The organism is Streptococcus sp. CL6.35, assembly GCF_049737915.1.
Lineage (GTDB): Bacteria > Bacillota > Bacilli > Lactobacillales > Streptococcaceae > Streptococcus.
This window is the reverse complement of sequence record NZ_JBKOTU010000002.1, coordinates 14970-38917: the sequence shown is the minus strand read 5'-3', so window position 1 is coordinate 38917 and position 23948 is coordinate 14970. Positions and strand designations below refer to the sequence as shown.

Below are 23948 nucleotides of genomic sequence, written 5' to 3'. Positions count from 1 at the left end.
CTGAAAGCTACTAAGATTTTAAGAAAAATAAGCAACAACCAAGTACGATAATAACAAGAATGGTCAGCGTATCCTTTCTAGTCCATTTCAGTTGTCGGTATTGACTTCTGCATTTTCCCCCCTGATAACCACGCGCTTCCATAGCGATAGCCAAGGAATCTGCACGTTTTAAACTTGTCGCAAAAAGAGGAATCAAAATGGGAATCATAGCCTTCACCTTTTGAACAATGCTTCCTTCACCAAAATCCACTCCACGCGCTTTCTGTGCGTTCATAATCCGCGTCGTATCATCCATTAAGGTCGGAACAAAACGCAAACTCATAGATAGCATCAATCCAATTTCATGAACTGGAACTTTCACACGCTTTAAAGGTGCTAATAAAGCTTCGACAGCTGATGCCAAACTTAAGGGCATGGTAGTTAAGGTTAACAAAGTTGAAAAGAAAATAATCAATACGAAGCGACAAAAAATAATCCCAGCTTGTTGCAAAGCATAATCCGTGATTCTCACAAACGAAAACTCAAATAAAACATTCCCATTAGAAATGAAAAACAGTTGAAAAATAGTTGTGAAGGCAATCAAGAAAAACATAGACTTCAAGCCCTGAATAAAAAATGAAAGAGATACTCCTGACAAGGCAATAAAGATCCCTGTCGCTATAAAAAGAATCAGATTCGTCAAGGGATTATTAGCCCAAAAAACGATCAAAATCAGTAGCATCATAGCCAGTAATTTGCTACGTGGATCCAATCGGTGAACTATCGAATCCCCTGGGATATAACGCCCCAAAATCATACTATCCATTTAGCGACTCCTTGAACTCCTCTATCTTAATCGGTAATCGTTTAAATGACACGCCTCTATCAGCCAATCGTTTACAAAAAGCTGTAATTTTAGGTACTCCCAACTGAACTTCTTCCATAAAAACAACATCTTGAAAGACATCACTCGGTTTACCAAACTTAACTAAACGTCCCTTTTCCATCACATATACCTGGTTCGCATATTCAGCAACATCATCCATCAAATGTGTTACTAAGACGATGGTCATCCCTGACTGATGGAGCTTTTTGAACAAATTCATCAGCTCTTTTCTTCCCAGGGGATCTAGGCCTGCTGTGGGCTCATCTAAGACTAATATGGCTGGTTCCATGGCAAGTATGCCTGCAATGGCGACACGTCTCATTTGTCCACCTGATAACTCAAACGGACTGCGATCAAAAAGTGATTCATCAATTCCAACCAGAGCCAGTTTCTCACGCGCAATCTGCTCCGCATCTTCTTCAGAAACTCCAAAATTTTGCGGTCCAAAAGCAACATCCTTCAAAACCGTTTCTTCAAAAATCTGATTTTCAGCAAACTGAAATACCAAGCCAACCTGTTTTCTAATTTGACGAATATCTTTATTTTTAGAAGTCGAAGTGATTAAGGTATCAAAAACTCGCACACTCCCTTGACTTGGCACCAACAAACCATTTAAAAGTTGTAAAATAGTTGATTTACCACTACCTGTGTGGCCAATTAAAGCCGTATAAGAACCATCTTCAATCGTCAAAGAAACATCTGACAAAGCTGTTGAAGCTAAGGGAGTCCCTTCTTGATACGTAAAACTCACATTTTCTAGAGCAATTCCCATAGTTTATCCTCTAGCTCACTTTCTGTCAAATAATTTTCAGGCAAATCATAGCCATTCTGGCTCAAAGAATGTTTTAATTGATTAGCAAAAGGATCGTCTAATCCAATTTGATCTAAATCATTTCGAGAGAAAAGTTCTCTTGGACTACTGGTTGATTCAATTTCCCCTTTTTTCATGATCAATACACGATCACTCATGGCAACTTCTTCCAAATCATGGGTAATGGAAATGACCGTCATATCATAGTCTTTTCGAATTCCTTTTACTGTCTCAATGAGTTCTCTACGCCCCTCAGGATCCAACATACTCGTTGCCTCATCTAGGATTAAAATAGCTGGTCTAAGGGCTACAACACCTGCAATAGCCACACGTTGCTTTTGACCACCTGATAGACGCGCCGGCTCTCTCTTTTTAAAGTCCAACATGCCAACCAAAGCCAGAGCTTCTTCCACTCTCTTTTTCATTTTTTGACGAGAAAGTCCCTGATTTTCCAAACCAAAGGCAACATCATCTTCAACAGTCGCTCCAACAAATTGATTGTCTGGATTTTGAAAAACCATACCTATTTGACGACGTATATTCCAAACATTTTCCTCAGTCAACCGTTGGCCATCAATTACAATCTCTCCGGATTCTGCTTCCAGTAAGCCATCAATTAACCGGACAGTCGTTGATTTACCACTACCATTATGCCCTACAATCGAAAGCCATTCTCCACGTTTCACGTGAAACGTAATATCCTTCACATCGTAATATTTCTGACTTTCCTTATAGCGAAAAGAAAGATTTTTTACATCAATTATTGATTTCATTTCGAACCAAATGTCCCTTTAAATACATAGGCACTACCCTTGAAATAATCATAGCCAGAGTAGATAGTGAAAAACAAGGCTACATAAAGTAGAACTTGACCAAGCAAAGTCCAGTGTAATAGCAAGAAAATAATCGCAAACATCTGACTGAAAGTTTTAATTTTTCCAGGCATGGCTGCTGCTAAAACTGTTCCACCAGTTTCAACCAATAAAAGTCTTAAACCTGTCACAGCCAACTCACGACAGATGATCACTGCAACAATCCAAGCTGGAGCCATACCTAACTCAATCAGCATAATAAAAGCAGACATAACTAGTAGCTTATCCGCCATAGGATCTGCAAATTTACCAAAATTACTGACCACATTCCATTTACGAGCTAAATATCCATCTAAGTAGTCTGTGATACTGGCAATAGCAAAGATAATAGCTGCCACAATATGACTCTCTATCGAATTTCCTATCGTTAAAATAAAGATAAAAATAGGTATAAAGAGAATTCGACCTATTGTTAAGAGATTTGGAATTTGTTCTTTTTTCATTCGTTTTTCCTTAATTTTTAGTAAAGGTTACAGTTAGTTTTCCAGTCTGAGCTGTTAATTTCGATAAGTCAACAGTCTGATTATCTACTGTTAAAGCGACACCTTTGACAACACCTAAAGTAATGATTACAGAATTTTTAGTTGAAACTGTTGTTTCCGCACTTTTATTATCCGGTGATAAGGTCACACCACCCTCAAGCTCACTTTCTGAAACACTAACCCAACTTCTAGCATCTGAGACTGATAATTGTAATTTTGCAGTTCCCTTGCTCGTTTTATAAGCAACTTCTACTCTATTTCCTTCACCTGATACCGTTATAGCTGGTTCCATATTCGAAGAACTACTAGATGAGCTACTGCTTGAAGATGGAGTTACAGAACTAGTCGAGCTTGTTGCTTGGACCACACTATAACTAGACGCAGATGAACGCTCAGGTTGAGTCTGGAGATAATTCCAAACATAATAAGTCACAAAAATTACAATCGATAGGGCAAAGAGTATAAAATAAAATAAAGGTAAAAATGATGTCCTATTTTTCTTACTTGAACGTCTCCTACCTGTCAACTCCTCTTCATCAACATCTACTTCCTCATAAGTAATCATACTCCCCGAATCATAAGCATCCAAGACAATTCGCTCATCAAGTTCAACTGCCCACGCATACTTTCTCAAAAAAGAACGAGTATAAAATGGACTAGGAAGTTGATCAAAATCATCAGCTTCCATTGCCTCCAACATATCCAACTGAATTTCTGTTTTTTTATGTAATTCTTCTAAAGTCAACCCTTGGTTGGTTCTAGCTAAACGTAAAACCTCACCAATTGTTTTTTTTCTCATACTTTTCATCCCTTCTTTCTAGTATCGATTATGATAGATTTCTACGATGGGAATATTGTAAAATCAACTATATCACCATCATCTATTAAATGATGTCCAGCATCAAGGACATCCTCTAAAGTAATTTCCTGTAAAATTTTCGGCAAATCAAAAATTGTCTCACCCTGTCCAAAAGCATCATATTGCGTTGCAATAAATTCAAGAGAGTTCATGCTACTGAAAAATTCTCCAAACATCTCTCTTTTGATAATATCTAAATGATCCTCTGTAATATCTAAATCCTTTGTGAAATTACGAATAGCCTTCCTAAACTGGTGAGATAAAGCAACTGGCTCTTTTGTATCCATTGTCAACATAACAAAATGAAAGCGACTTGTTACTTCAACTTCCAGAGATAAGGAAGAGTCAATTTTACCTGATTCATATAGTTTTTGAAAACGATCCGAAGTCCAACCAAACATCATTGCAAATAATAATTTTAATAAAATATGATGTCGATAGCAATCCGCTTCAGCAACTTCTCGCTTACCTCTAATCCCAATCGCTAGCTTAGGAGAAGATACTTCCATTCTCATACTGTCTGTTTGCTTTACAGCCTGTAAAACAAACTTTTCTCTTGCTCCATCCTGAACATCTAAATCTTTCAGTTCTTTGCTTTCAAAATAGTCCTGTACTCGTTCCACATCAAAATTACCAACTAAAAACAGAGACATGTTTACAGATTTGTAAAATCTTGTAAAATTTTCTCGTAAATTAGTTAGATTGATTTGGGAAATGGACTCCTCGCTTCCAACTATATCCGTTGCTAAAGGTGTGCCAGGATATAAATTCGCTAGAGTTGAAAAGAATAAACACGAATCTGGATCATCTTGATACATTTCCCGTTCTTGCTGGATAATATCCTGCTCTCTCAGAATCGAATCTTCGGTGAAATGTGCTGATGTTACCAATTCATCAAGTAAGTCTAAATTTTCTAAAAAATAATCCGTTGCTGAAAAAAGATAGCTTGTTTTTGTAAAGCTTGTAAAGGCATTACTATCTGCACCTAGACTCGTAAAAGCCGACATCAAATCACTAGCATCTTCTCTCTCAAATAATTTATGTTCAAGAAAATGAGCAATTCCCGCAGGATATTCTTTTACATCTCCGTCAACTTCTATGACAAGCATATCTACCGAACCAAACTGAACAGTGACACTCCCGTAAACCTCTTTAAATTCCTTTTTAGGCAAAAGAGCAACTGTCAATCCGTTGGCCAAACGAGTTCGATAAACCATTTCTTTTACAGCTGGATAGTATTTTTCTTCAAAAACAACCTTTGTCATTCTATTCCTTCCATAAAGTAAATTGCTTGTAATTTCACATTACTAGCTGCTCTACAAATAGCATCTTTGTCAACTTGCTCGAGTTTTGCAATCCAACCTTTAAAGTCTGCTGAAGATTTTCCAAGTAAGGCATTTTGATAAGCACGTTCAATCAATGAAGATTGATTATCTTGAGAAAGCAACAAAGACCGACGAATCATTTCCTTGGTCTGCTCTAGCTCAAGCTCTGTAAAATAACCTTTTTTTAAATCAAGCAGTTGATTATTCATCATTTTTCGAGCCTGATTCCGATTTTCTCGATCAATACCAGCATACATCCTCAAGAACCCACTAAATAAATCGAGCTGACTGGAAATAGTATAAGCCAATCCAGCATTTTCACGGACATTTGTAAATAATTTAGAATGAGCAAATCCGCCCAGTAAACCATTCATTACAATCATGGGTAAATGTTGCTCATCACCATATTCAGAAGAACAATGATAACCCAATTCTAAAATGGATTGTCCCACATTTTTCCGAACCATACTTTCCTGAAGGATATTAGAATAAGATTGACAATACTGAACCTTCACATCTCCTTCTCGACCTTTAAAGCCAAATGATTCTAATACATTTTGAATTTCAACCTCATTAAAATCACCTAGGAAAAAGAAATCTATTCGATCATTGGCCAAAAATTCTTGGAAACAAGAATAAGAACTTTGTGGAGTTTCAGCTAAAATACGATTTCGTAAATCACTGTATTCCAATTTGAGACGTTCATCATGAAAAAATAATTTATCTAATTCTTTATGTGCGAAATAAAATGAATCATCCATATCAGCTGCTAAACTTGCTAGCAATTGTTTTTTCTCAATTTCAAATAAGGCCGAATCAAAGCCATTATCAACTACTACGGGTGAAAAAAGAGTTTCTTTTACAAGTTCTAAAACCTGAGAAGTTAGCACATTTTTCCTACTTAGAAACTCATCACGAACATAGGTAAATGTCAATTCTACAATATGACTTTGCCCTCTTCTGAAACAATTGGTTGACATATCTGTACCGTATAGACTGGCCAAATGTCTTCTCAAATCTTGAGAAGTGGGGTACATCTGATTAGCAGTCTCTAGCATACTCGCACTCAACATGCGACCTGCAATCGTATCAAGAGATAATGGAGCGGTAAAACGCACGGTGATTTTGTTCGTTTTAAACTTTTTTGATTGGATAAAATGTGTTGAAATTCCATGCACTAACTCCATGATTGACCTCCTTATATACAGACTTCTATTATATCACGAAAACCTGAAATTTTCTTGTTCTCTGTAACACTTTTGAAATAAAAATCGCTTACATTTCTCCCTGTTTCTATCACTATTTTTAGGAAAATATGGTATAATACCAAAGATTGAGGTGAATTATGGAATACAAATTATTTGAAGAATTTATTACCCTCCAAGCACTACTCAAAGAACTTGGAATTACACATAGCGGAGGAGCTATCAAATCATTTCTCTCTGAACATTCTGTTTACTTTAATGAGGAATTAGAGAATCGTCGTGGTAAAAAACTTCGTATTGGTGATAAACTTGACATCCCTGACATGAATATTGACATCTTGTTGACACAACCCACTTCTGAAGAACAGGATAAATACCAAGCTGATAAAGTTGAAAAAGAACGAATCGCTAAACTTGTTAAGGAGATGAATAAGGGAGCAAAAAAAGATAAAGATAAATCAAAACCTACTTCTTCACCCAAAAGCAAACAAGCTCCGCGATTCCCTGGTAGATAATCATGTGGCTACAACATCTATCTCTCAAAACTTTTCGTAACTATAAAGAGACGAAAATAGACTTTAATCCTAAATTAAATATCTTTTTAGGACGCAATGCACAAGGTAAAACAAATATGTTAGAGGCTATCTATTTTTTAGCCTTAACACGTAGTCATCGAACTCGAACAGATAAAAATCTCATTCATTTTGATGAGGAACAACTCCATCTTTCAGGTCTTGTTCAGAAAAAAACTGGATCTATTCCTCTCGAAATCGAACTAACACAAAAAGGACGTGTGACAAAAGTGAATCACTTAAAACAGGCACGACTTTCAGATTACGTAGGACACATGAATGTTGTCTTATTTGCTCCTGAAGATTTACAACTAATTAAAGGAGCACCTTCAGTTCGACGAAAATTCATTGATATGGAGCTTGGACAAATTAAGCCAATCTATTTATCTGACTTAACCAATTATAACCATATCCTTAAGCAAAGAAATACCTATTTAAAATCAGCTCAAACAATAGATGAAACCTTCCTTTCAGTACTAGATGATCAGCTAGTCGATTATGGATGTCGTGTAATGAAACACCGCTTAGATTTCATAAAAAAACTAGAGCATTTTGGGCGTAAGAAACATTTTGAAATCTCTAATCAGATTGAAGAACTGTCAATATCCTATCAATCTTCTGTCAAGCTAACTGATAAAGAAGACTTGTCAGAATCTTTCAAAATTGCTTTAGAAAAAAGTAGGTCCAGAGATTTATTTAAAAAGAATACTGGTGTTGGTCCTCATCGAGATGATATTTCTTTTTATATAAATGGGATGGATGCTTGTTTTGGAAGTCAAGGTCAACATCGTAGTCTCGTCCTCTCGATAAAATTAGCAGAAATTGAATTAATGGAAAGTATTACTACAGAATCTCCAATATTACTACTTGACGATGTTATGAGTGAACTTGACAACACTAGACAACTAAAATTATTAGAAACGATTTCTCATTCAATCCAAACCTTTATCACAACAACAAGCTTAGACCATCTTCAAAATCTGCCAGAAAATCTAAGTATCTTCACTATTCAGGATGGTAAAGTTTCTGTAAATTAAAATTGACAACATTGTAAAAGAACTCCTGTTTTCGCAGGAGTTCTTTTGATTGTTTTTTACATAGAATAATTTGGTGCCTCATTAGTAATTTGTACATCATGAGGGTGGCTTTCTTTCAAACCAGCACCAGACATTTCAATAAATTGAGCATTATCGTGTAGTTCTTTAAGGTTAGCTGCACCACAGTAACCCATACCAGAGCGAATACCTCCAATCATTTGGAAGACAATATCAGCTGCAGCACCTTTATAAGCAACACGACCTTCAATTCCTTCTGGAACGAGTTTGTTTGCTTCATTGACAGAACCTTGGAAGTAACGGTCACTTGAACCTTTCTTCATTGCAGCAATTGATCCCATACCACGGTAAGTCTTAAACTTACGTCCTTGGAAGATTTCCGTTTCTCCTGGCGCTTCATCTGTTCCAGCAAACATTGATCCAAGCATAACTGCATTTCCACCTGCAGCAAGGGCTTTTACAATATCTCCAGAGTACTTGATTCCTCCATCAGCAATGATCGTTTTACCATATTCACGCGCAACAGCTGCAGCATCATAGATAGCTGTTACTTGCGGAACACCGACACCAGCAATCACACGAGTAGTACAGATAGAGCCTGGTCCAATACCAACCTTAACAACGTCTACACCCGCTTCATAAAGTGCGCGTGCACCCTCAGCTGTTGCAATATTTCCAGCAATCAAAGTACGATCTGGGAAGTGAGCACGAATCTCAGCAATTTTACGCAAGACACCTGCAGAATGACCATGTGCAGTATCAATAACAATCGCATCCGCTCCTGCTTCAAAAAGAGCCTCTGCACGTTCAAATGTATCTGAAGTAACACCTACTGCACCTGCAACTAGTAGACGACCAAACTCATCTTTAGCAGCATTTGGAAACTCAATAACTTTTTCAATATCTTTGATAGTAATCAAACCAGAAAGACGACCTGCTTCATCTACCAAAGGAAGTTTTTCAATACGGTGTTCTTGAAGAATACTTTCAGCTGTTGCAAGATCTGTACCCACAGGAGCAGTAACAAGATTTTCACTAGTCATATGGTTCGAGATTGGTTGGTTATAATCTGAAATAAAACGAAGATCTCGGTTTGTCAAAATACCAACCAATTTACGATTTTCAAGTGTTTCAACAACTGGAACACCACTGATGCGGTAACGACCCATAAGCTCATCTGCTTCAGCAATTGTATGTTCAGGCGTCAAGAAGAACGGATCAATAATAACTCCATTTTCAGAACGTTTTACCTTACGAACCTCTTCTGCTTGTTGAGCAATTGACATGTTTTTATGGATAACTCCGAGACCGCCTGCACGAGCAATAGCAATGGCCATTTGACTCTCTGTAACTGTGTCCATGGCAGCGGTAATAATTGGGATATTTAAAGTCAAATTATCTGCCAATTTAGTTGTTAAATCTGCATCGTTAGGCAACACATGACTTTCAGCTGGAATAAGCAATACATCATCAAAGGTAAAACCTTTTTTCAAAAATTTAGTGTCCCAATTAGACATTCGAAGTTTCCTCTTTTCTTTCTTTTTGAGCTTGACTCTTTTTATATTGTATCTATCATACCATTCTATAAAAATTTGTCAAATGTTACAGGGGTAAATAAAAAACTATCTTTTCTTTGAGATAGAAATGATAGTTTCTTGTAAAATAAACTTATTTGAAGTAATGAAGTCCCATTGCCCCTTTAACCTCAGATAGGGTTTGACCCGCAACTTCACGCGCTCTTTCACTACCTTTTTGAAGCATATTATAAACTTCTCCCATATCCTTAGCAAATTCAATACGGCGCTCACGAATAGGACCCAGTTCACGTTCTAATATTTCAAGTAGATAACGCTTGGTCTTCACATCACCAAGACCACCTCGTTGATAATGTTCTTTCATGTCAGCAATTTCTTGAGCATCTTCTGGACGACCAAAAACATCTAGATAATGGAAAACCATATTTCCCTCAATCTTACCTGGATCTTCCACCCGAATATGATCTGGATCTGTATACATACTCATCACTTTTTTACGCAAAGTATCCGCATCATCAGCTAAATAAATACCATTATTGAGTGATTTAGACATTTTAGCATTTCCATCTAAACCAGGCAAACGCCCTGCTCTCTCATTTTCTGGATAAATACCTTCCGGTTCTACCAAAACATCACAGTTATATGCATTGTTAAAAGAACGAACAATCTCACGGGTTTGCTCAATCATTGGTTTCTGATCTGTCCCAACAGGAACATAATTAGCCTTGAAAGCTGTGATGTCAGCTGCTTGAGCGATTGGATAGACCAAGAATCCTGTCGGAATGCTTTCTCCAAACCCTTTCTGAGCAATCTCTGTTTTTACTGTCGGATTTCGTTCCAAACGTGCTAATGAAACTAGATTCATATAGTACATAGACAACTCAGCTAATTCTGGAATTTGGCTTTGAATAAAAATAGTTGATTTACTCGGATCCAATCCAACTGCAAGATAATCCAAAGCTACATTTCCGATAGACTCTATAATGGTTTGAGGATCTTTGGCGTGATCTGTCAAGGCTTGTTGGTCAGCCAAGAACACAAACATGTCATACTTATCCTCTTCCTGTAATAATACTCGATTTTTGAGACTTCCAACATAATGTCCAATATGCAATTTTCCTGTTGGACGGTCTCCTGTTAAAATAATGGGTTTAGTCATTTTGTTCTCCTTCGATATAGTCCCTTCAATTATAGCATTTTTTTAATGAAATAACTGCAATTTATCAAAATAAATCAACCTTGCTATTTACTGCTTTTTGTAAAGAGAGTTGTAAACATAATTTACACAAAATTGACAGATAAAAATTTGAATATTTCCGTATTTTCTAGTAGAATAAATATATTACACATATAGGAGAAAAACATTGCTTACAGTATCTGATGTTTCACTACGTTTTAGTGATCGTAAACTTTTTGATGATGTCAATATCAAATTTACAGAAGGAAATACTTATGGATTAATTGGTGCTAATGGTGCTGGAAAATCAACCTTTTTAAAAATTTTAGCTGGAGATATCGAACCTACTACTGGTCACATCTCTCTTGGTCCAGATGAACGTCTCTCTGTTCTTCGTCAAAATCACTTTGACTATGAAGATGAACGTGCCATTGATGTCGTTATCATGGGAAATGAAAAACTTTATAGCATCATGAAGGAGAAAGATGCCATCTACATGAAGGAAAATTTCTCAGATGAGGATGGAGTGCGTGCTGCCGAACTCGAAGGAGAGTTTGCCGAGCTTGGAGGTTGGGAAGCAGAAAGTGAAGCCTCTCAACTCCTTCAAAACCTAAACATTCCAGAAGAATTGCACTATCAAAACATGAGCGAATTGGCCAACGGTGAAAAAGTAAAAGTTCTCCTTGCCAAAGCACTTTTTGGTAAACCAGATGTGCTTCTATTGGACGAGCCTACCAACGGTTTGGACATCCAATCGATTACTTGGTTAGAAGACTTCTTGATTGACTTTGATAACACAGTTATCGTAGTATCCCACGACCGTCACTTCTTAAACAAAGTATGTACTCACATGGCCGACCTTGACTTTGGAAAAATCAAACTCTATGTCGGAAACTATGACTTCTGGAAGGAATCTTCTGAACTCGCTGCTAAATTGCTAGCAGACCGTAATGCCAAAGCAGAAGAAAAAATTAAACAATTGCAAGAGTTCGTTGCTCGTTTCTCTGCCAATGCTTCTAAATCAAGACAAGCAACATCACGTAAGAAAATGCTTGATAAGATTGAACTAGAAGAAATTGTTCCATCTAGTCGTAAATATCCATTTATCAACTTTAAAGCGGAACGTGAGATTGGTAATGATCTCTTGACAGTAGAAAATCTAACTGTAAAGATTGATGGTGAGACTATTTTAGATAATATCAGCTTTATCTTGCGTCCAGGTGATAAGACAGCTCTTATTGGTCAAAATGACATCCAAACGACTGCATTAATTCGTGCAATCATGGGGGACATTGACTATGAAGGAACTGTCAAGTGGGGAGTAACTACTAGCCGTTCTTACTTGCCAAAAGATAACTCGGCAGATTTTGCAGGAGGAGAGTCAATCCTTGACTGGTTACGTCAATTCGCAAGTAAAGAAGAAGATGACAATACTTTCCTACGTGGCTTCCTCGGCCGTATGCTCTTCTCTGGAGATGAGGTTAACAAACCTGTAAATGTCTTGTCAGGGGGAGAAAAAGTTCGTGTCATGCTTTCAAAACTCATGCTCTTAAAATCAAATGTCCTTGTACTTGATGATCCAACCAATCACTTGGACTTGGAATCTATCTCAAGCTTGAATGATGGATTGAAAAACTTTAAAGAATCAATCATCTTTGCCAGCCATGACCACGAGTTTATTCAAACTCTAGCCAACCATATCATTGTCTTGTCTAAAAATGGCGTCATTGACCGTATAGATGAAACCTATGATGAATTCCTAGAGAATGCAGAAGTACAAGCAAAAGTTAAAGAACTTTGGAAAGACTAAAATCTTCAAAACTCAGTTGGGTTAACCAGCTGAGTTTTCTAACATTTTATGAGGTAACATGAAATTATTTTTTAAAACATATTGGACCTATTTTGTTTCTTTCATCATTCCCATAATCATTATGATAGGAGTATATCTATCTCAAGGTATCTACTGGAATAGCGATACATCTCCACTATTAGGAGACGGGTTTCATCAATACGTTATTTTTGATATAGCTCTAAGAAATATCCTACATGGAAATGGTAGTCTGTTTTACACCTTTACAAGTGGTCTCGGATTAAATTTCTATGCCCTATCTAGTTATTACTTGGGTAGTTTCTTTTCACCACTAGTTTACTTTTTTGATCTAACTAATATGCCAGATGCTGTCTATCTGACAACTCTCTTAAAATTTGGATTGATTGGTTTGTCAACTTACTTTAGTTTAAATAAATTATTTCAATCGATTCTTAAACCTTTAAAAATAGCTTTATCTACTTCCTATGCTCTGATGAGTTTCACTGTCAGTCAATTAGAGATAAAAACCTGGCTAGATGTTTTTATCTTGATTCCTTTAATTATAACTGGTTTACATCTGATTATCACTGAAAAAAAAATCCTATTATACTTTACAAGTCTGTCAATTTTATTTATTCAAAATTATTATTTTGGCTATATGACAGCATTGTTTCTTATTTTCTGGTATCTCTGCCAAATTTCTTGGGACTTTAAAACTCGAAAATCATCTTTTCTTGATTTCATAATCACCTCCGTTTTAGCTGGTATGGCTAGTTTGATTCTGACTCTTCCTACTCTATTTGATTTACAGACACATGGGGAAAAATTAACTGAAATTACAAAGTTTCAAACTGAAAGTAGCTGGTATCTTGATCTTTTTGCTAAGCAATTCATTGGTTCATTTGATACAACAAAGTATGGGGCCATCCCAATGATTTTTGTTGGACTACTTCCCTTTATTTTGACCATTTTATTTTTTACGCTGAAATCTATTAAGTTTCACGTGAAACTTATCTATGCAATTTTCTTTGCATTTCTAATTGCCAGCTTTTATATAGAAGCTCTTGATTTATTTTGGCAAGGTATGCATACTCCAAATATGTTTTTACATCGCTATGCTTGGATTTTCTCTACCTTGTTAATTTACACAGCAGCGGAAGTCTTAAATCGTCTGAAAGAAATTAAAATCTGGAATTTTTTAGTTTCGCTTTTTCTTATAGTAACAGGATTTTTAGCTACCATCTATCTAAAATCACATTATTCTTTTTTAACAGATTTGAATATTCTGCTTACTCTTGAATTTTTAGTTGTCTATTCTCTTTTACTCCTTGCAGTTATCAAAAAGTTTATCTCTGTAAATCTATTTGCCATTCTAATCTCTTTATTTATAATGGTTGAAATAAGTTTAAATGCTTCATCTCAAATGGATGGAATTGCTAAGGAATGGGGATTTGCTTCTCGAAGTGCATATAATCGAGATATCCCAGCTATGGAATCTTTCTCAACAGATATTGGAAATCAATTTACTCGTACTGAAAAACTAGAGACTCAGACAGGAAATGACAGTATGAAATTCAACTACAATGGAATATCTCAATTTTCATCTGTTCGAAATCGTTCAGCAAGCTCTACTTTAGATAAACTTGGTTTTAAATCCTCTGGTACTAATCTCAATCTCCGCTATGCTAACAATAGTATTTTGGCTGATAGTTTATTTAGCATACAGTACAATATATCAGACAGTCCTATTGATAAGTATGGATTCCAAGATATCTATCAAAAAGATAATCTTACCCTATATGAAAATCAATACTCTCTTCCGATTGCATTTGCTAGTCAATCTGTTTACAATGATGTCAAGTTCAATGAACATACCTTGGATAATCAGGCCTCATTTTTAAATCAACTTGCTAATGTCAATTTTGATTATTTTTCTCCGATCCCTTATGACAAAACAGAGAATACTGATGATTTAATTACTGTTACAAGTTCTTCAAATGAGGATGCAGCAATCCAGTATCAAATTGAGGTTCCCGAAAACAGTCAAGTTTATCTTTCTATCACAAACCTTCACTTTTCTAATGACAAACAAAAAAAGGTTGACATCCTTGTAAATGGAGAAAAGAAAACTTTTACAACTGATAATGTCTTCTCCTTCTTTAATCTAGGCTATACAAAAGAGAAAAAAACTTTCAATATCAATGTTAGTTTCCCTGGAAATTCACAAGTATCATTTGAATCTCCTACCTTCTATCGTTTAGATACCAAAACTTTCACCGAGGCAATTCAAAAAATTAAAGAACAACCTGTCACAGTATCAACTTCTAAAAACAAGGTCTTTGCTACATATGATATCAAACAAGATACGTCCATTTTCTTCACCATTCCTTATGACAAAGGCTGGTCTGCCTACCAAGATGGTAAGAAAATAGAAATTAAACAAGCTCAAACTGGTTTTATGAAAGTTGATATTCCTAAAGGAAAAGGAACTATTACACTTTCCTTTATTCCCAATGGTTTTATTACTGGATCAATCTGTTCCTTTACTTCACTTTTACTATTTGGAATTTATAATCACAAACGAAAGACATCTAATACATAAAAAAATCGACCAATTGGTCGATTTTTTTAATATTCTTCCATTTTCTTAGGTTGATAGGCTAGCATACCTAAACCAGTAAATAGAGCTAGTATGACAGCTAGGAAAATGGCTTGCTGATGAATATTTCCTGTCATAGAGATTGTTTCTCGTAATCCAGAAACTGAATAACTCATTGGTAACCAGGGATTAATGGCTCTAAAGAAATCATTTGTCAAAGCAAGTGGGTAAGTACCTGCACTTGATGCTAACTGTAATAAAAGCAAGATAAGAGAGAAGAAAGCTCCTATACGGCTATTCCATGTTGTTAAAGCGGTCACCATGGACATGAATACTAAACTTGTTAGGATAATGAGAATAAATGTTCTCATCTCATGATTTGCAGTTAAACCAATAAGATGAACTCCTCCATATACCAAAATTCCTGCTAAAACAGCTATAATACCATTTATTTCAGCTCGAGATTTCAACCAAGCCCAACGGCTCTCCGGATGACGTCCTGAAGGCAACTTCGCAAAGATCATATTCGTTGATATTGCTGCAACAAAGAGAGCAACTGATATCATATAAGGAGCCATTGCGATTCCATTTACAGGAACTTGGTCATTGTCTGTTTTGGAAAGATTGAGTGGATTTGACAAAATCTCTGCATTTTTAGATTCCGTTGATGCTGATTTAAGTTGATCACTAGCATTACTTAGTCCTTTTCCTAAAGAAGCAACTCCTGTCTGTAAACCTTCCAATCCAGAAGTTAACTTTGTTCCACCTTCTGCTAGTTTCCCAGCTCCATCTGCCAATTTATTAGCTCCATTCTCTAATTGAGAAGCACCTGAAATTAACTGACTGGATTTGTCAGCTAGTTGGCTAGATCCTGACTGCAATTTATCAACTCCTGCTATCAATTCTTGACTCTTTTGATTCAATTGGTTAGAGCCAGTTGATAATTTTTCAATACCAGACACTAATTCTGGAGTTTTTTCAACTAATTGACCAACTCCTGCTGTCAAGTTAGAAGATTTTTGTGTCAAGGTAGTTGAGCCTGAAACTAGTTGATCCAAACTACCTGTCAAGGTGGAATTCTTTTCGCTTAGTTGACTTGTGCCCTGAGAAACTTTATCAACACCTACAGTATATGCGTTTACACCTGATGCAATCGACTGACTAGCAGGAACTAATTTGCTAGTAACAGCTCCTTGTATATCTGTTAATCCACTTGACAATCCTGTCAAAGAAGTAGAAGCAAGCGGTAATACTTGATTAGCTTGATTTTTTAAAGTCGAAAGATTAGAAGATTGATTTTGTAAGTTTTCTAAACTTCCCTGTAAACCTTGAACTAAAGCTACAATTGACTGTGATGATTGAATACTATCAGTCGAATTTTGAGATACAGAAGCACTTATTTCAGCTTGTTGCTCACTTGTCAAAGATTGATAAGCTGCTGTCGATTGAATATTGGCTAATGTAGTCGCTTTATCAGACTGAGAACTTGCTAACATTTGATTAGAAAGAGATACTATACTTGATAAAACAGAATCTAATTGTTTTGTATTTCCAACATCAATATTTTGAATGGCTTGATTTAACTGATTTAGACCAGAAGATAATTGATTAATTTGATCTTTTTGCTCAGACGAAGCATCTAACTTGCTAGAAAGCTGTTGGATCCCTTCACTTAATTGCTCCACCCCCATTCGAAGTGTAGCTGATTGATTAGATAACTGATTAGCACCTGTTGCAAGACTTCCCACTCCATTGGTGTAGGCACTAACACCAGATGAAAATTGATTAAGACCAGCATTGAGCTGAGAAACACCGCCAGTATAGGATTCTACACCAGTATATAATTGATTAATTCCCCTCACTAATTCAGGACTTTTAGAAGCTAATTGGCCTAGCCCGCTATCTAATTGACTCACCGCACCAGTATATGTAACTAAACCACTATTAAAAGTCCCTAAGCCAAGATGAAGTTGTTCAACACCAGAGACATAAGCAGATAATCCTTTAGTAAACTGCTCCGTTCCATTTGAAAATGTTAAACTTGAATCTGCTAAAGAGTGCAGGTTGGTAGTTAATGTTTGACTTCCTGTCACTAATTGATTCGCTCCATCAGTTAATTTTTCACTACCAGAAGCTGCTTGACTCATACCATCTTTTAATTCGACCATCTTATCAAATAAAGCTTTAGTATAGGTCTCGGTTACATTGGTAGAAACATTCTGCTTCAATTGTGTCATCGCAGAATCGCTCATCTTGCTAGCAATAAAACTATGACCACTTGAAGTCTGATAATCGATTTTCATTTGCTCTGGATGATCCGTTAAAATCGAAGCTGCTTTTTCAGATAAATCACTTGGTAAAGTCACTACCATATAGTAATCGCCATCTTCCAATCCCTTCTTACCTTCCTCTTCATCTACGAAATGAAAATCTAAGGTTTTATTTTCTTTTAAATTGGACACCATGTCTTTTCCTATTGCCATGCTATTACCATTATAGGAAGCCTCTTTATCATTATTGACAACTGCCACAGGTAAGTCAGACAATTGCCCATATGGATCCCACATTGATGACAAAAATATGATATTGTACAGAGCTGGAATAAGAGAAATCCCTATCATGACAATAATAAAGGTTGGTTTTTTAAAAATTGCTTTCCATTCTTTAAACATATCTTCTCCTTTTTTAAACATATTGTCTAAAATTTTGATATAATAGATTATACATTAAAAAATCTAAATTACAAGATAAAAAATTCATTTTTAGACATATAGTCTAATTTGTTTACAAGGAGGAAATATGCAAGAAAGTAACAAACGCTTAAAAACAAAGCGAACTATTGAAAATGCTATGGTACAATTACTGATGGAACAGCCATTTGATCAAATTTCTACTGTCAAGTTAGCAGAAAAAGCCGGAATTAGTCGTTCCAGCTTCTATACTCACTATAAGGATAAGTATGATATGATTGAGCACTATCAAAGCAAACTATTCCATACATTTGAATATATTTTTCAAAAACATGCTCATCACAAAAGAGATGCCATTTTAGAAGTATTTGAATATCTAGAATCAGAACCACTTCTGGCTGCCCTTCTTTCTGAAAATGGGACGAAAGAAATCCAAAATTTCTTACGAAATAAACTTCATATCATGCTCAGTACAGATTTACAAAAGCGATTTATGCAACTGAATCTCAATACCACTGAATTAGAATACAGTAGCATCTATCTAACTCACGCACTTTTTGGTGTTTGCCAAACTTGGATTGCACATGGAAAAAAAGAAAGTCCTCAAGAAATAACAGACTTCCTTATGAAAATGCTTGGTGATACAAATTGATACAAAAAAGGAACACAGCTGTGTTCCTTTTTATCTACACTCCGCCAGTAGGACTCGAACCTACGACATCATGATTAACAGTCATGCGCTACTACCAACTGAGCTATGGCGGATAAAATAGTCCGTACGGGATTCGAACCCGTGTTACCGCCGTGAAAAGGCGGTGTCTTAACCCCTTGACCAACGGACCTTCTATCTGTAGCAGATATAACCATTATATCAATTTCTTGCTAATTGTCAATTACTTTTGAGTTTTTTTCTCTAGAATATCTTTTAATTTTCTAATTTTTAATCTTGAAATAGGACAACGATGGTCTTCATAGAAAACAATTTCTAAATTCTTTCTATCAATTTCTCTGATGTTGCCTATATTTACCAAAAATGACTTATGAGGAGAATAAAATCGCTGAGTATGTTTGTCCTTTTCCTGAATATCTGTCATGGTACCATAAAATTCTTTTGCAAAATTCTTACCAATAATGCGCAATTTATGAGAGACTCCTGTCGTTTCAATATACAGAATGTCATGGTAAGGGATTTTTAAATCATTTCCCTTGTAATTGTAGTCAAAATAATCTACCACATCTTCATTTTCAAGTAACATACTCTTCGTGTAGAAGATATTCTGCTCAATTCTCTTCTTAAATAACTCATCATTGATATCCTTATCAACAAAATCTAAGGCTGATACCTGATATTTATAGGTTAGAGTCGCAAACTCTGATCGACTGGTGATAAAGACGATAATAGCGTAAGGATTGTAATGACGAATGAGCTGAGCCACTTCAAATCCCTTTTTCTCAATTCCATGAATATCAATATCTAGAAAATAAAGCTGGTTTACTTCATCATTTTCGATATATTCCTTAAACTCACGAACTTTTCCCGTTGTCTTGTATGATATTGGAATATTCGATTCTTTCGAAATTTCATCCAATATTCTCTCTAGTCTCACTTGATGTTCAATAACATCTTCTAAAATTAAAACTTTCATTCAAATTCCCTCTTAAATCTAATGATTTGTCTAAATGTACTGCCTTCCATCTCTGTTTCTAAAATAATGTTGTTGTACTTATCCAGTAGTTCTTTCACATTATTTAATCCTACTCCGCGATTTCTTCCCTTAGTAGAGAATCCTAAAGCAAATAGATCTCCTGAAGGAGTCATCGTCATTTTACATGAATTCTGAATCACAATCACTGTTTCAGTTTCCATCTTAATAACTGCTACTTCCATCTGCTTTTTATAACTATCAGCCGATCCTTCGACAGCATTGTTCAATAAAACACTCATAATACGAACTAAATCCAGCAGGTCTATTGGTAGTCTAGTAATTATATCTTTTACTTCCAGTGTAAACTCTACACCGTTATTTCGAGCATAGACAATTGACTGAGCAACCAAACTTCGTAAAGCTGAATCTTCTATGTTGTTCAAATCAAAGTAAGTGCACTTATCTGAGCGCAGTTTGTGATTGGCTTTAACCAAAACTTCGTTGTAAACTCTGTCAATTTCCTGTAAATTACCACTGTCAATTGCCATCTGCATACTGACAAGCATCCCAGCATAATCATGTCGAAAACCACGAATTTCATTATACAAACCGACAATTTCATCTGTGTAGTTTTGTAAATGTTTCTGTTCAAATTTCTTCTGCTTCAAAGCAATCTCTTTCTCCATTTGATCTTTATGTGAATTCATTGCAAAAAAGGTTAAAAGGAGAGAAATAAAGACGATAGATGATAAAATACTTCCAAAACTATTCAAATGTTTAATCGTACTTACCATATCTGAAACGAAAGATACAATATGGAGCAGTAGCAAAGCAAAAAATACTTTTGTCAAGAAAGGATAGAGGTAGTCTTTATCAAAATAGTTTAGATCCAAATGGAAATAATGAATGATTTTTAAGATAACGACATAAGTCAACACCGTTACAAGGAAAAAGAATGGTTCATAATATTGTAAAACAAAATTGTCTCCTGTTAGAGAGGATAAAGTTACGGACAAAAAGTTATGAGTGCTCTCATATAAAAGAGATAGTAGTAAACTTAGGAATAGTCCTCTATCCCTCTCATACTGTTTAATCCATCGAAAATAGGAATATAAACCCAAAGGAAATAAAAATGTTGCAATCCCTAACCCATCTAAATTTAGAAGATATAAGGGAAAATCAAGTGCTATTGCTGTCAGTAATGTATAAGCACCAAAAACGTATAGTTCTCTTCTATTTACTTGACCTTTACAAATTAAATGGTAACTGTAACTAATAATTAAAAAATAAACAATAACTGTACCAAATCCAAGCAAATTCATTACTCTTTCTCCTTATTTCATTACTGTTTTATTTTGAAAATAAAATCACGGAGTAATTTTGACAGTCTACTTTCCCCACCTTGAATCTTTTGTAAGTCTTTTTCCTTCAAGGCTACAAACTGTTCCAATTTAACTGTGTTTTTCATAATAAAATCTCCTCAATGTTTTTTTCTTGTAAGCTAACTTACAAAAACCATTATACAAAATGGAATTTCATTTTAGATAAAATTCTCTCAACTGTCATTTTTTTCTCCCCAAGTGTACTTTTTTAAGAAAAAAGCCGGGAAAATTCCCAGCTTTGCTACTATATTATTGATCCCAGCAGGATTCGAACCTGCGACCGTTCGCTTAGAAGGCGAATGCTCTATCCAGCTGAGCTATGAGACCTAATACAGTTATTCTACCAAAAATTCAATTGAAAGTCAATTTTCTATTTATGATAGGGCGAGCCCTGCTGTATTGTAAAAGCGCGATAGATTTGTTCAACAAGGACTAGTCTCATTAACTGATGGGGCAAGGTTAAACGGCCAAAACTAACAGAAAGATTGGCTCTCTTTTTTACATCCTGTGCTAATCCCAGACTTCCTCCAATAATAAAGGTAAGAGTAGAAAATCCTTTTATAGAAGCTTCTTCTAACTTCTTACTAAATTCTTCTGAGGAGAAAGTTTTCCCTTCGATAGCCAACACAATAACGAAATCACGGTCATCAACTTTTGATAAAATTCTCTGACCTTCTATTTCTAAAATCTTTTGATTTTCTGATTCACTGGCCCTATCTGGTGTTTTTTCATCTGCTAGCTCAATCATTTCAAGCTTAGCAAATCGAGAAATTCGTTTTGAATACTCTGCAATACCATCTTTTAAATACTTTTCTTTCAGTTTCCCAACTGTTACAACTTTAATTTTCATGACTCTATTCTAACATATTCTCTATTTTTTCACATCTTATTCACAAAATAAAAGGTTAATTTTAGCCGAGAAAACCACAGATTTTTGAAAGTTATCCACAATCTGTGAAAAACTTTTTGTGTTTAAGTTATAATTAAGTTAGTCAGTTTATACTTTCAGTAATTCAAAAATATGGAGGCAAATATGAAACATTTAAAAACATTTTACAAAAAAGGGTTTCAATTATTAGTCGTTATCGTCATTAGCTTTTTTAGTGGGGCTTTGGGTAGCTTTTCAATAAACCAACTAACTCAAAAAAGTACTGTAAGTACCTCTAACAACAATAGCACCATTACACAGACTGCCTATAAGAACGAAAATTCAACAACACAGGCTGTTAACAAAGTAAAAGATGCTGTTGTTTCTGTTATTACTTATTCGGCAAACAGACAAAATAGCGTATTTGGCAATGATGATACTGACACAGATTCTCAACAAATCTCTAGTGAAGGATCTGGGGTTATTTATAAAAAAAATGACAAAGAAGCTTACATTGTCACCAATAATCACGTTATAAATGGTGCCAGCAAAGTAGATATTCGTTTGTCAGATGGAACTAAAGTACCCGGAGAAATTGTCGGAGCTGACACTTTCTCTGATATTGCTGTCGTCAAAATCTCTTCAGAAAAAGTGACAACAGTAGCTGAGTTTGGTGATTCTAGCAAGTTAACCGTAGGAGAAACTGCTATTGCTATTGGTAGCCCGTTAGGTTCTGAATATGCTAATACTGTTACTCAAGGTATCGTATCTAGTCTCAATCGAAATGTGTCCTTAAAATCTGAAGATGGACAAGCCATTTCTACAAAAGCCATCCAAACTGATACTGCTATTAACCCAGGTAACTCTGGTGGCCCACTTATCAATATCCAAGGACAGGTTATCGGAATTACCTCAAGTAAAATTGCCACAAATGGAGGAACATCTGTAGAAGGTCTTGGTTTCGCAATCCCTGCAAATGATGCTATCAATATTATTGAACAGTTAGAAAAGAACGGAAAAGTGACTCGTCCAGCTTTGGGCATCCAAATGGTCAATCTCTCAAATATTAATACAAGTGATCTTAGAAGACTGAATATTCCAAGCAATGTAACATCTGGTGTCGTTGTTCGTTCTGTGCAGAGCAATATGCCTGCCAATGGTCACCTTGAAAAATACGATGTTATTACAAAAGTAGACGACAAAGACATTGCTTCATCAACAGACTTACAAAGTGCTCTTTACAATCATTCTATCGGAGACACCATTAAGATAACTTACTATCGTAACGGTAAAGAAGAAACTACATCTATTAAACTTGACAAGAGTTCAGGTGATTTAGAATCTTAATTGACATCTATGTAAAGAAAGCTTTACATAAGAGAAAAGATGTGTTAGTGTAGAATCATGGAAAAATTTGAAATGATTTCTATCACAGATATACAAAAAAATCCCTATCAACCTCGAAAAGAATTTGATGGAGAAAAACTACATGAACTAGCACAGTCTATTAAAGAAAATGGGGTCATTCAACCGATTATTGTTCGTCAATCTCCTGTTATTGGTTATGAAATCCTTGCAGGAGAGAGACGCTATCGGGCTTCACTTTTAGCTGGTCTAAGGTCTATCCCAGCTGTTGTTAAACAGCTTTCAGATCAAGAGATGATGGTCCAGTCCATCATTGAAAATTTGCAAAGAGAAAATTTAAATCCAATAGAAGAAGCACGCGCCTATGAATCTCTTGTAGAGAAAGGATTTACCCATGCTGAAATTGCAGATAAAATGGGCAAGTCTCGTCCTTATATCAGTAACTCTATTCGCTTGCTGTCCTTGCCAGAACAGATCCTCTCAGAAGTAGAAAATGGCAAACTATCACAAGCCCATGCGCGTTCTCTAGTTGGGTTGAATAAGGAACAACAAGACTATTTCTTTCAACGGATTATATATGAAGACATTTCTGTAAGGAAGTTAGAAGCTCTTCTGACAAAGAAAAAACAAAAGAAACAGAAAAAAAATGATTATTTCATACAAAATGAAGAAGAACAGTTAAAAAAACTACTCGGATTAGATGTAGAAATCAAATTGTCTAAAAAAGACAATGGAAAAATTATTATTTCTTTTTCAAATCAAGAAGAATACAGTAGAATTATCAACAGCCTGAAATAAGGCTGTTCTTTTATTTTTTTATCTCACAAGGT

Annotated in this window: 21 protein-coding genes and 3 tRNA genes; 7 read left to right on the top strand and 17 right to left on the bottom strand. The window is 35.5% G+C overall.

The genetic code is table 11. The features are described from left to right. Positions 1 to 10: 10 nt before the first annotated feature. From ACLNCP_RS02775 to yfmF, 7 genes are read right to left on the bottom strand one after another with little or no spacing between them, the layout of a single operon-like run. Positions 11 to 805 (bottom strand): energy-coupling factor transporter transmembrane component T family protein, encoded by a 795-nt coding sequence (locus tag ACLNCP_RS02775; RefSeq protein ID WP_084862621.1) that lies wholly within the window; start codon positions 803 to 805, stop codon positions 11 to 13. Then, complete coding sequence (locus ACLNCP_RS02770) at positions 798 to 1637, bottom strand: energy-coupling factor transporter ATPase (protein ID WP_000510424.1); 840 nt, start codon at positions 1635 to 1637, stop codon at positions 798 to 800. The genes ACLNCP_RS02775 and ACLNCP_RS02770 overlap by 8 nt, the downstream gene beginning before the upstream one ends. Then, the gene (locus ACLNCP_RS02765; RefSeq protein ID WP_000835730.1) at positions 1622 to 2449 is read right to left on the bottom strand and encodes an energy-coupling factor ABC transporter ATP-binding protein; all 828 of its coding nucleotides are present in this window, start codon (positions 2447 to 2449) and stop codon (positions 1622 to 1624) included. The genes ACLNCP_RS02770 and ACLNCP_RS02765 overlap by 16 nt, the downstream gene beginning before the upstream one ends. After that, positions 2446 to 2991 carry a CDP-diacylglycerol--glycerol-3-phosphate 3-phosphatidyltransferase gene (gene pgsA / locus ACLNCP_RS02760; RefSeq protein WP_000712127.1) on the bottom strand — a complete coding sequence of 182 codons (546 nt, stop codon included), beginning with the start codon at positions 2989 to 2991 and terminating at the stop codon, positions 2446 to 2448. The genes ACLNCP_RS02765 and pgsA overlap by 4 nt, the downstream gene beginning before the upstream one ends. 10 nt (positions 2992 to 3001) lie before the next feature. Continuing rightward, positions 3002 to 3829: a cytoskeleton protein RodZ gene (gene rodZ / locus ACLNCP_RS02755; protein ID WP_424844006.1), complete on the bottom strand. Its 828-nt coding sequence runs from the start codon at positions 3827 to 3829 to the stop codon at positions 3002 to 3004. A 41-nt stretch (positions 3830 to 3870) separates the two neighbouring features. Continuing rightward, on the bottom strand, positions 3871 to 5154 hold the full coding sequence (gene yfmH / locus ACLNCP_RS02750; RefSeq protein WP_000170205.1) for an EF-P 5-aminopentanol modification-associated protein YfmH: 1284 nt from the start codon (positions 5152 to 5154) through the stop codon (positions 3871 to 3873). Then, positions 5151 to 6401 carry an EF-P 5-aminopentanol modification-associated protein YfmF gene (gene yfmF, locus ACLNCP_RS02745; protein WP_261022661.1) on the bottom strand — a complete coding sequence of 417 codons (1251 nt, stop codon included), beginning with the start codon at positions 6399 to 6401 and terminating at the stop codon, positions 5151 to 5153. Before yfmF ends, yfmH begins: the two co-directional genes overlap by 4 nt. Before the next feature lie 158 nt (positions 6402 to 6559). Between yfmF and yaaA the strand changes: the two genes are divergently transcribed. Together yaaA and recF are read left to right on the top strand one after the other, a co-directional pair. Continuing rightward, positions 6560 to 6934 carry a S4 domain-containing protein YaaA gene (gene yaaA / locus ACLNCP_RS02740; protein ID WP_261019870.1) on the top strand — a complete coding sequence of 125 codons (375 nt, stop codon included), beginning with the start codon at positions 6560 to 6562 and terminating at the stop codon, positions 6932 to 6934. 2 nt (positions 6935 to 6936) lie between these two features. Then, positions 6937 to 8028, top strand: a complete 1092-nt coding sequence (gene recF, locus ACLNCP_RS02735) for a DNA replication/repair protein RecF (RefSeq protein ID WP_261022665.1) — start codon at positions 6937 to 6939, stop codon at positions 8026 to 8028. 56 nt (positions 8029 to 8084) lie between these two features. Here the strand turns inward: recF and guaB are convergent, their stop codons facing one another. Then, entirely contained in the window at positions 8085 to 9563 is a 1479-nt protein-coding gene (gene guaB / locus ACLNCP_RS02730; protein ID WP_261019867.1) for an IMP dehydrogenase, read from the bottom strand. A gap of 151 nt (positions 9564 to 9714) precedes the next feature. Continuing rightward, on the bottom strand, positions 9715 to 10740 hold the full coding sequence (gene trpS, locus ACLNCP_RS02725) for a tryptophan--tRNA ligase (protein WP_424844005.1): 1026 nt from the start codon (positions 10738 to 10740) through the stop codon (positions 9715 to 9717). A gap of 205 nt (positions 10741 to 10945) precedes the next feature. On the opposite strand from trpS, the gene ACLNCP_RS02720 reads away from it, so the two are divergent. Both ACLNCP_RS02720 and ACLNCP_RS02715 read left to right on the top strand, forming a co-directional pair. Then, the gene (locus ACLNCP_RS02720) at positions 10946 to 12568 is read left to right on the top strand and encodes an ATP-binding cassette domain-containing protein (RefSeq protein ID WP_000958782.1); all 1623 of its coding nucleotides are present in this window, start codon (positions 10946 to 10948) and stop codon (positions 12566 to 12568) included. 58 nt (positions 12569 to 12626) lie between these two features. Continuing rightward, positions 12627 to 15170: a YfhO family protein gene (locus ACLNCP_RS02715; protein WP_045612499.1), complete on the top strand. Its 2544-nt coding sequence runs from the start codon at positions 12627 to 12629 to the stop codon at positions 15168 to 15170. A gap of 26 nt (positions 15171 to 15196) precedes the next feature. Here ACLNCP_RS02715 and ACLNCP_RS02710 read toward each other — a convergent pair whose 3' ends face one another. Then, the gene (locus tag ACLNCP_RS02710) at positions 15197 to 17839 is read right to left on the bottom strand and encodes a YhgE/Pip family protein (RefSeq protein ID WP_424844004.1); all 2643 of its coding nucleotides are present in this window, start codon (positions 17837 to 17839) and stop codon (positions 15197 to 15199) included. A gap of 127 nt (positions 17840 to 17966) precedes the next feature. Between ACLNCP_RS02710 and ACLNCP_RS02705 the strand changes: the two genes are divergently transcribed. After that, positions 17967 to 18509 carry a TetR/AcrR family transcriptional regulator gene (locus ACLNCP_RS02705; RefSeq protein WP_001158275.1) on the top strand — a complete coding sequence of 181 codons (543 nt, stop codon included), beginning with the start codon at positions 17967 to 17969 and terminating at the stop codon, positions 18507 to 18509. Positions 18510 to 18548: 39 nt separating this feature from the next. On the opposite strand, the gene ACLNCP_RS02700 is transcribed toward ACLNCP_RS02705, so the two are convergent. The 7 genes from ACLNCP_RS02700 to rlmH all read right to left on the bottom strand — a co-directional run bounded on the left by ACLNCP_RS02700 (position 18549) and on the right by rlmH (position 21735). Next, positions 18549 to 18622: transfer RNA gene (locus tag ACLNCP_RS02700), tRNA-Asn, on the bottom strand. 5 nt (positions 18623 to 18627) lie between these two features. Next, a tRNA-Glu gene (locus ACLNCP_RS02695) sits at positions 18628 to 18699 on the bottom strand. Positions 18700 to 18750: 51 nt separating this feature from the next. Next, positions 18751 to 19503 (bottom strand): competence system response regulator transcription factor ComE, encoded by a 753-nt coding sequence (gene comE, locus ACLNCP_RS02690; RefSeq protein ID WP_033687624.1) that lies wholly within the window; start codon positions 19501 to 19503, stop codon positions 18751 to 18753. Further along, positions 19500 to 20825, bottom strand: coding sequence for a competence system sensor histidine kinase ComD (gene comD / locus ACLNCP_RS02685; RefSeq protein WP_424844003.1), 1326 nt, complete (start codon positions 20823 to 20825; stop codon positions 19500 to 19502). The genes comE and comD overlap by 4 nt, the downstream gene beginning before the upstream one ends. 20 nt (positions 20826 to 20845) lie before the next feature. Continuing rightward, entirely contained in the window at positions 20846 to 20971 is a 126-nt protein-coding gene (gene comC / locus ACLNCP_RS02680; protein ID WP_049515623.1) for a competence-stimulating peptide ComC, read from the bottom strand. A 167-nt stretch (positions 20972 to 21138) separates the two neighbouring features. Beyond that, positions 21139 to 21212, bottom strand: a tRNA-Arg gene (locus ACLNCP_RS02675). Positions 21213 to 21255: 43 nt separating this feature from the next. Continuing rightward, positions 21256 to 21735 (bottom strand): 23S rRNA (pseudouridine(1915)-N(3))-methyltransferase RlmH, encoded by a 480-nt coding sequence (gene rlmH / locus ACLNCP_RS02670; protein WP_424844002.1) that lies wholly within the window; start codon positions 21733 to 21735, stop codon positions 21256 to 21258. A gap of 183 nt (positions 21736 to 21918) precedes the next feature. On the opposite strand from rlmH, the gene ACLNCP_RS02665 reads away from it, so the two are divergent. Together ACLNCP_RS02665 and ACLNCP_RS02660 are read left to right on the top strand one after the other, a co-directional pair. Further along, entirely contained in the window at positions 21919 to 23100 is a 1182-nt protein-coding gene (locus tag ACLNCP_RS02665; protein ID WP_227326002.1) for a S1C family serine protease, read from the top strand. 57 nt (positions 23101 to 23157) lie between these two features. Next, complete coding sequence (locus ACLNCP_RS02660) at positions 23158 to 23916, top strand: ParB/RepB/Spo0J family partition protein (protein WP_227326001.1); 759 nt, start codon at positions 23158 to 23160, stop codon at positions 23914 to 23916. The last annotated feature ends 32 nt before the right edge of the window (positions 23917 to 23948 follow it).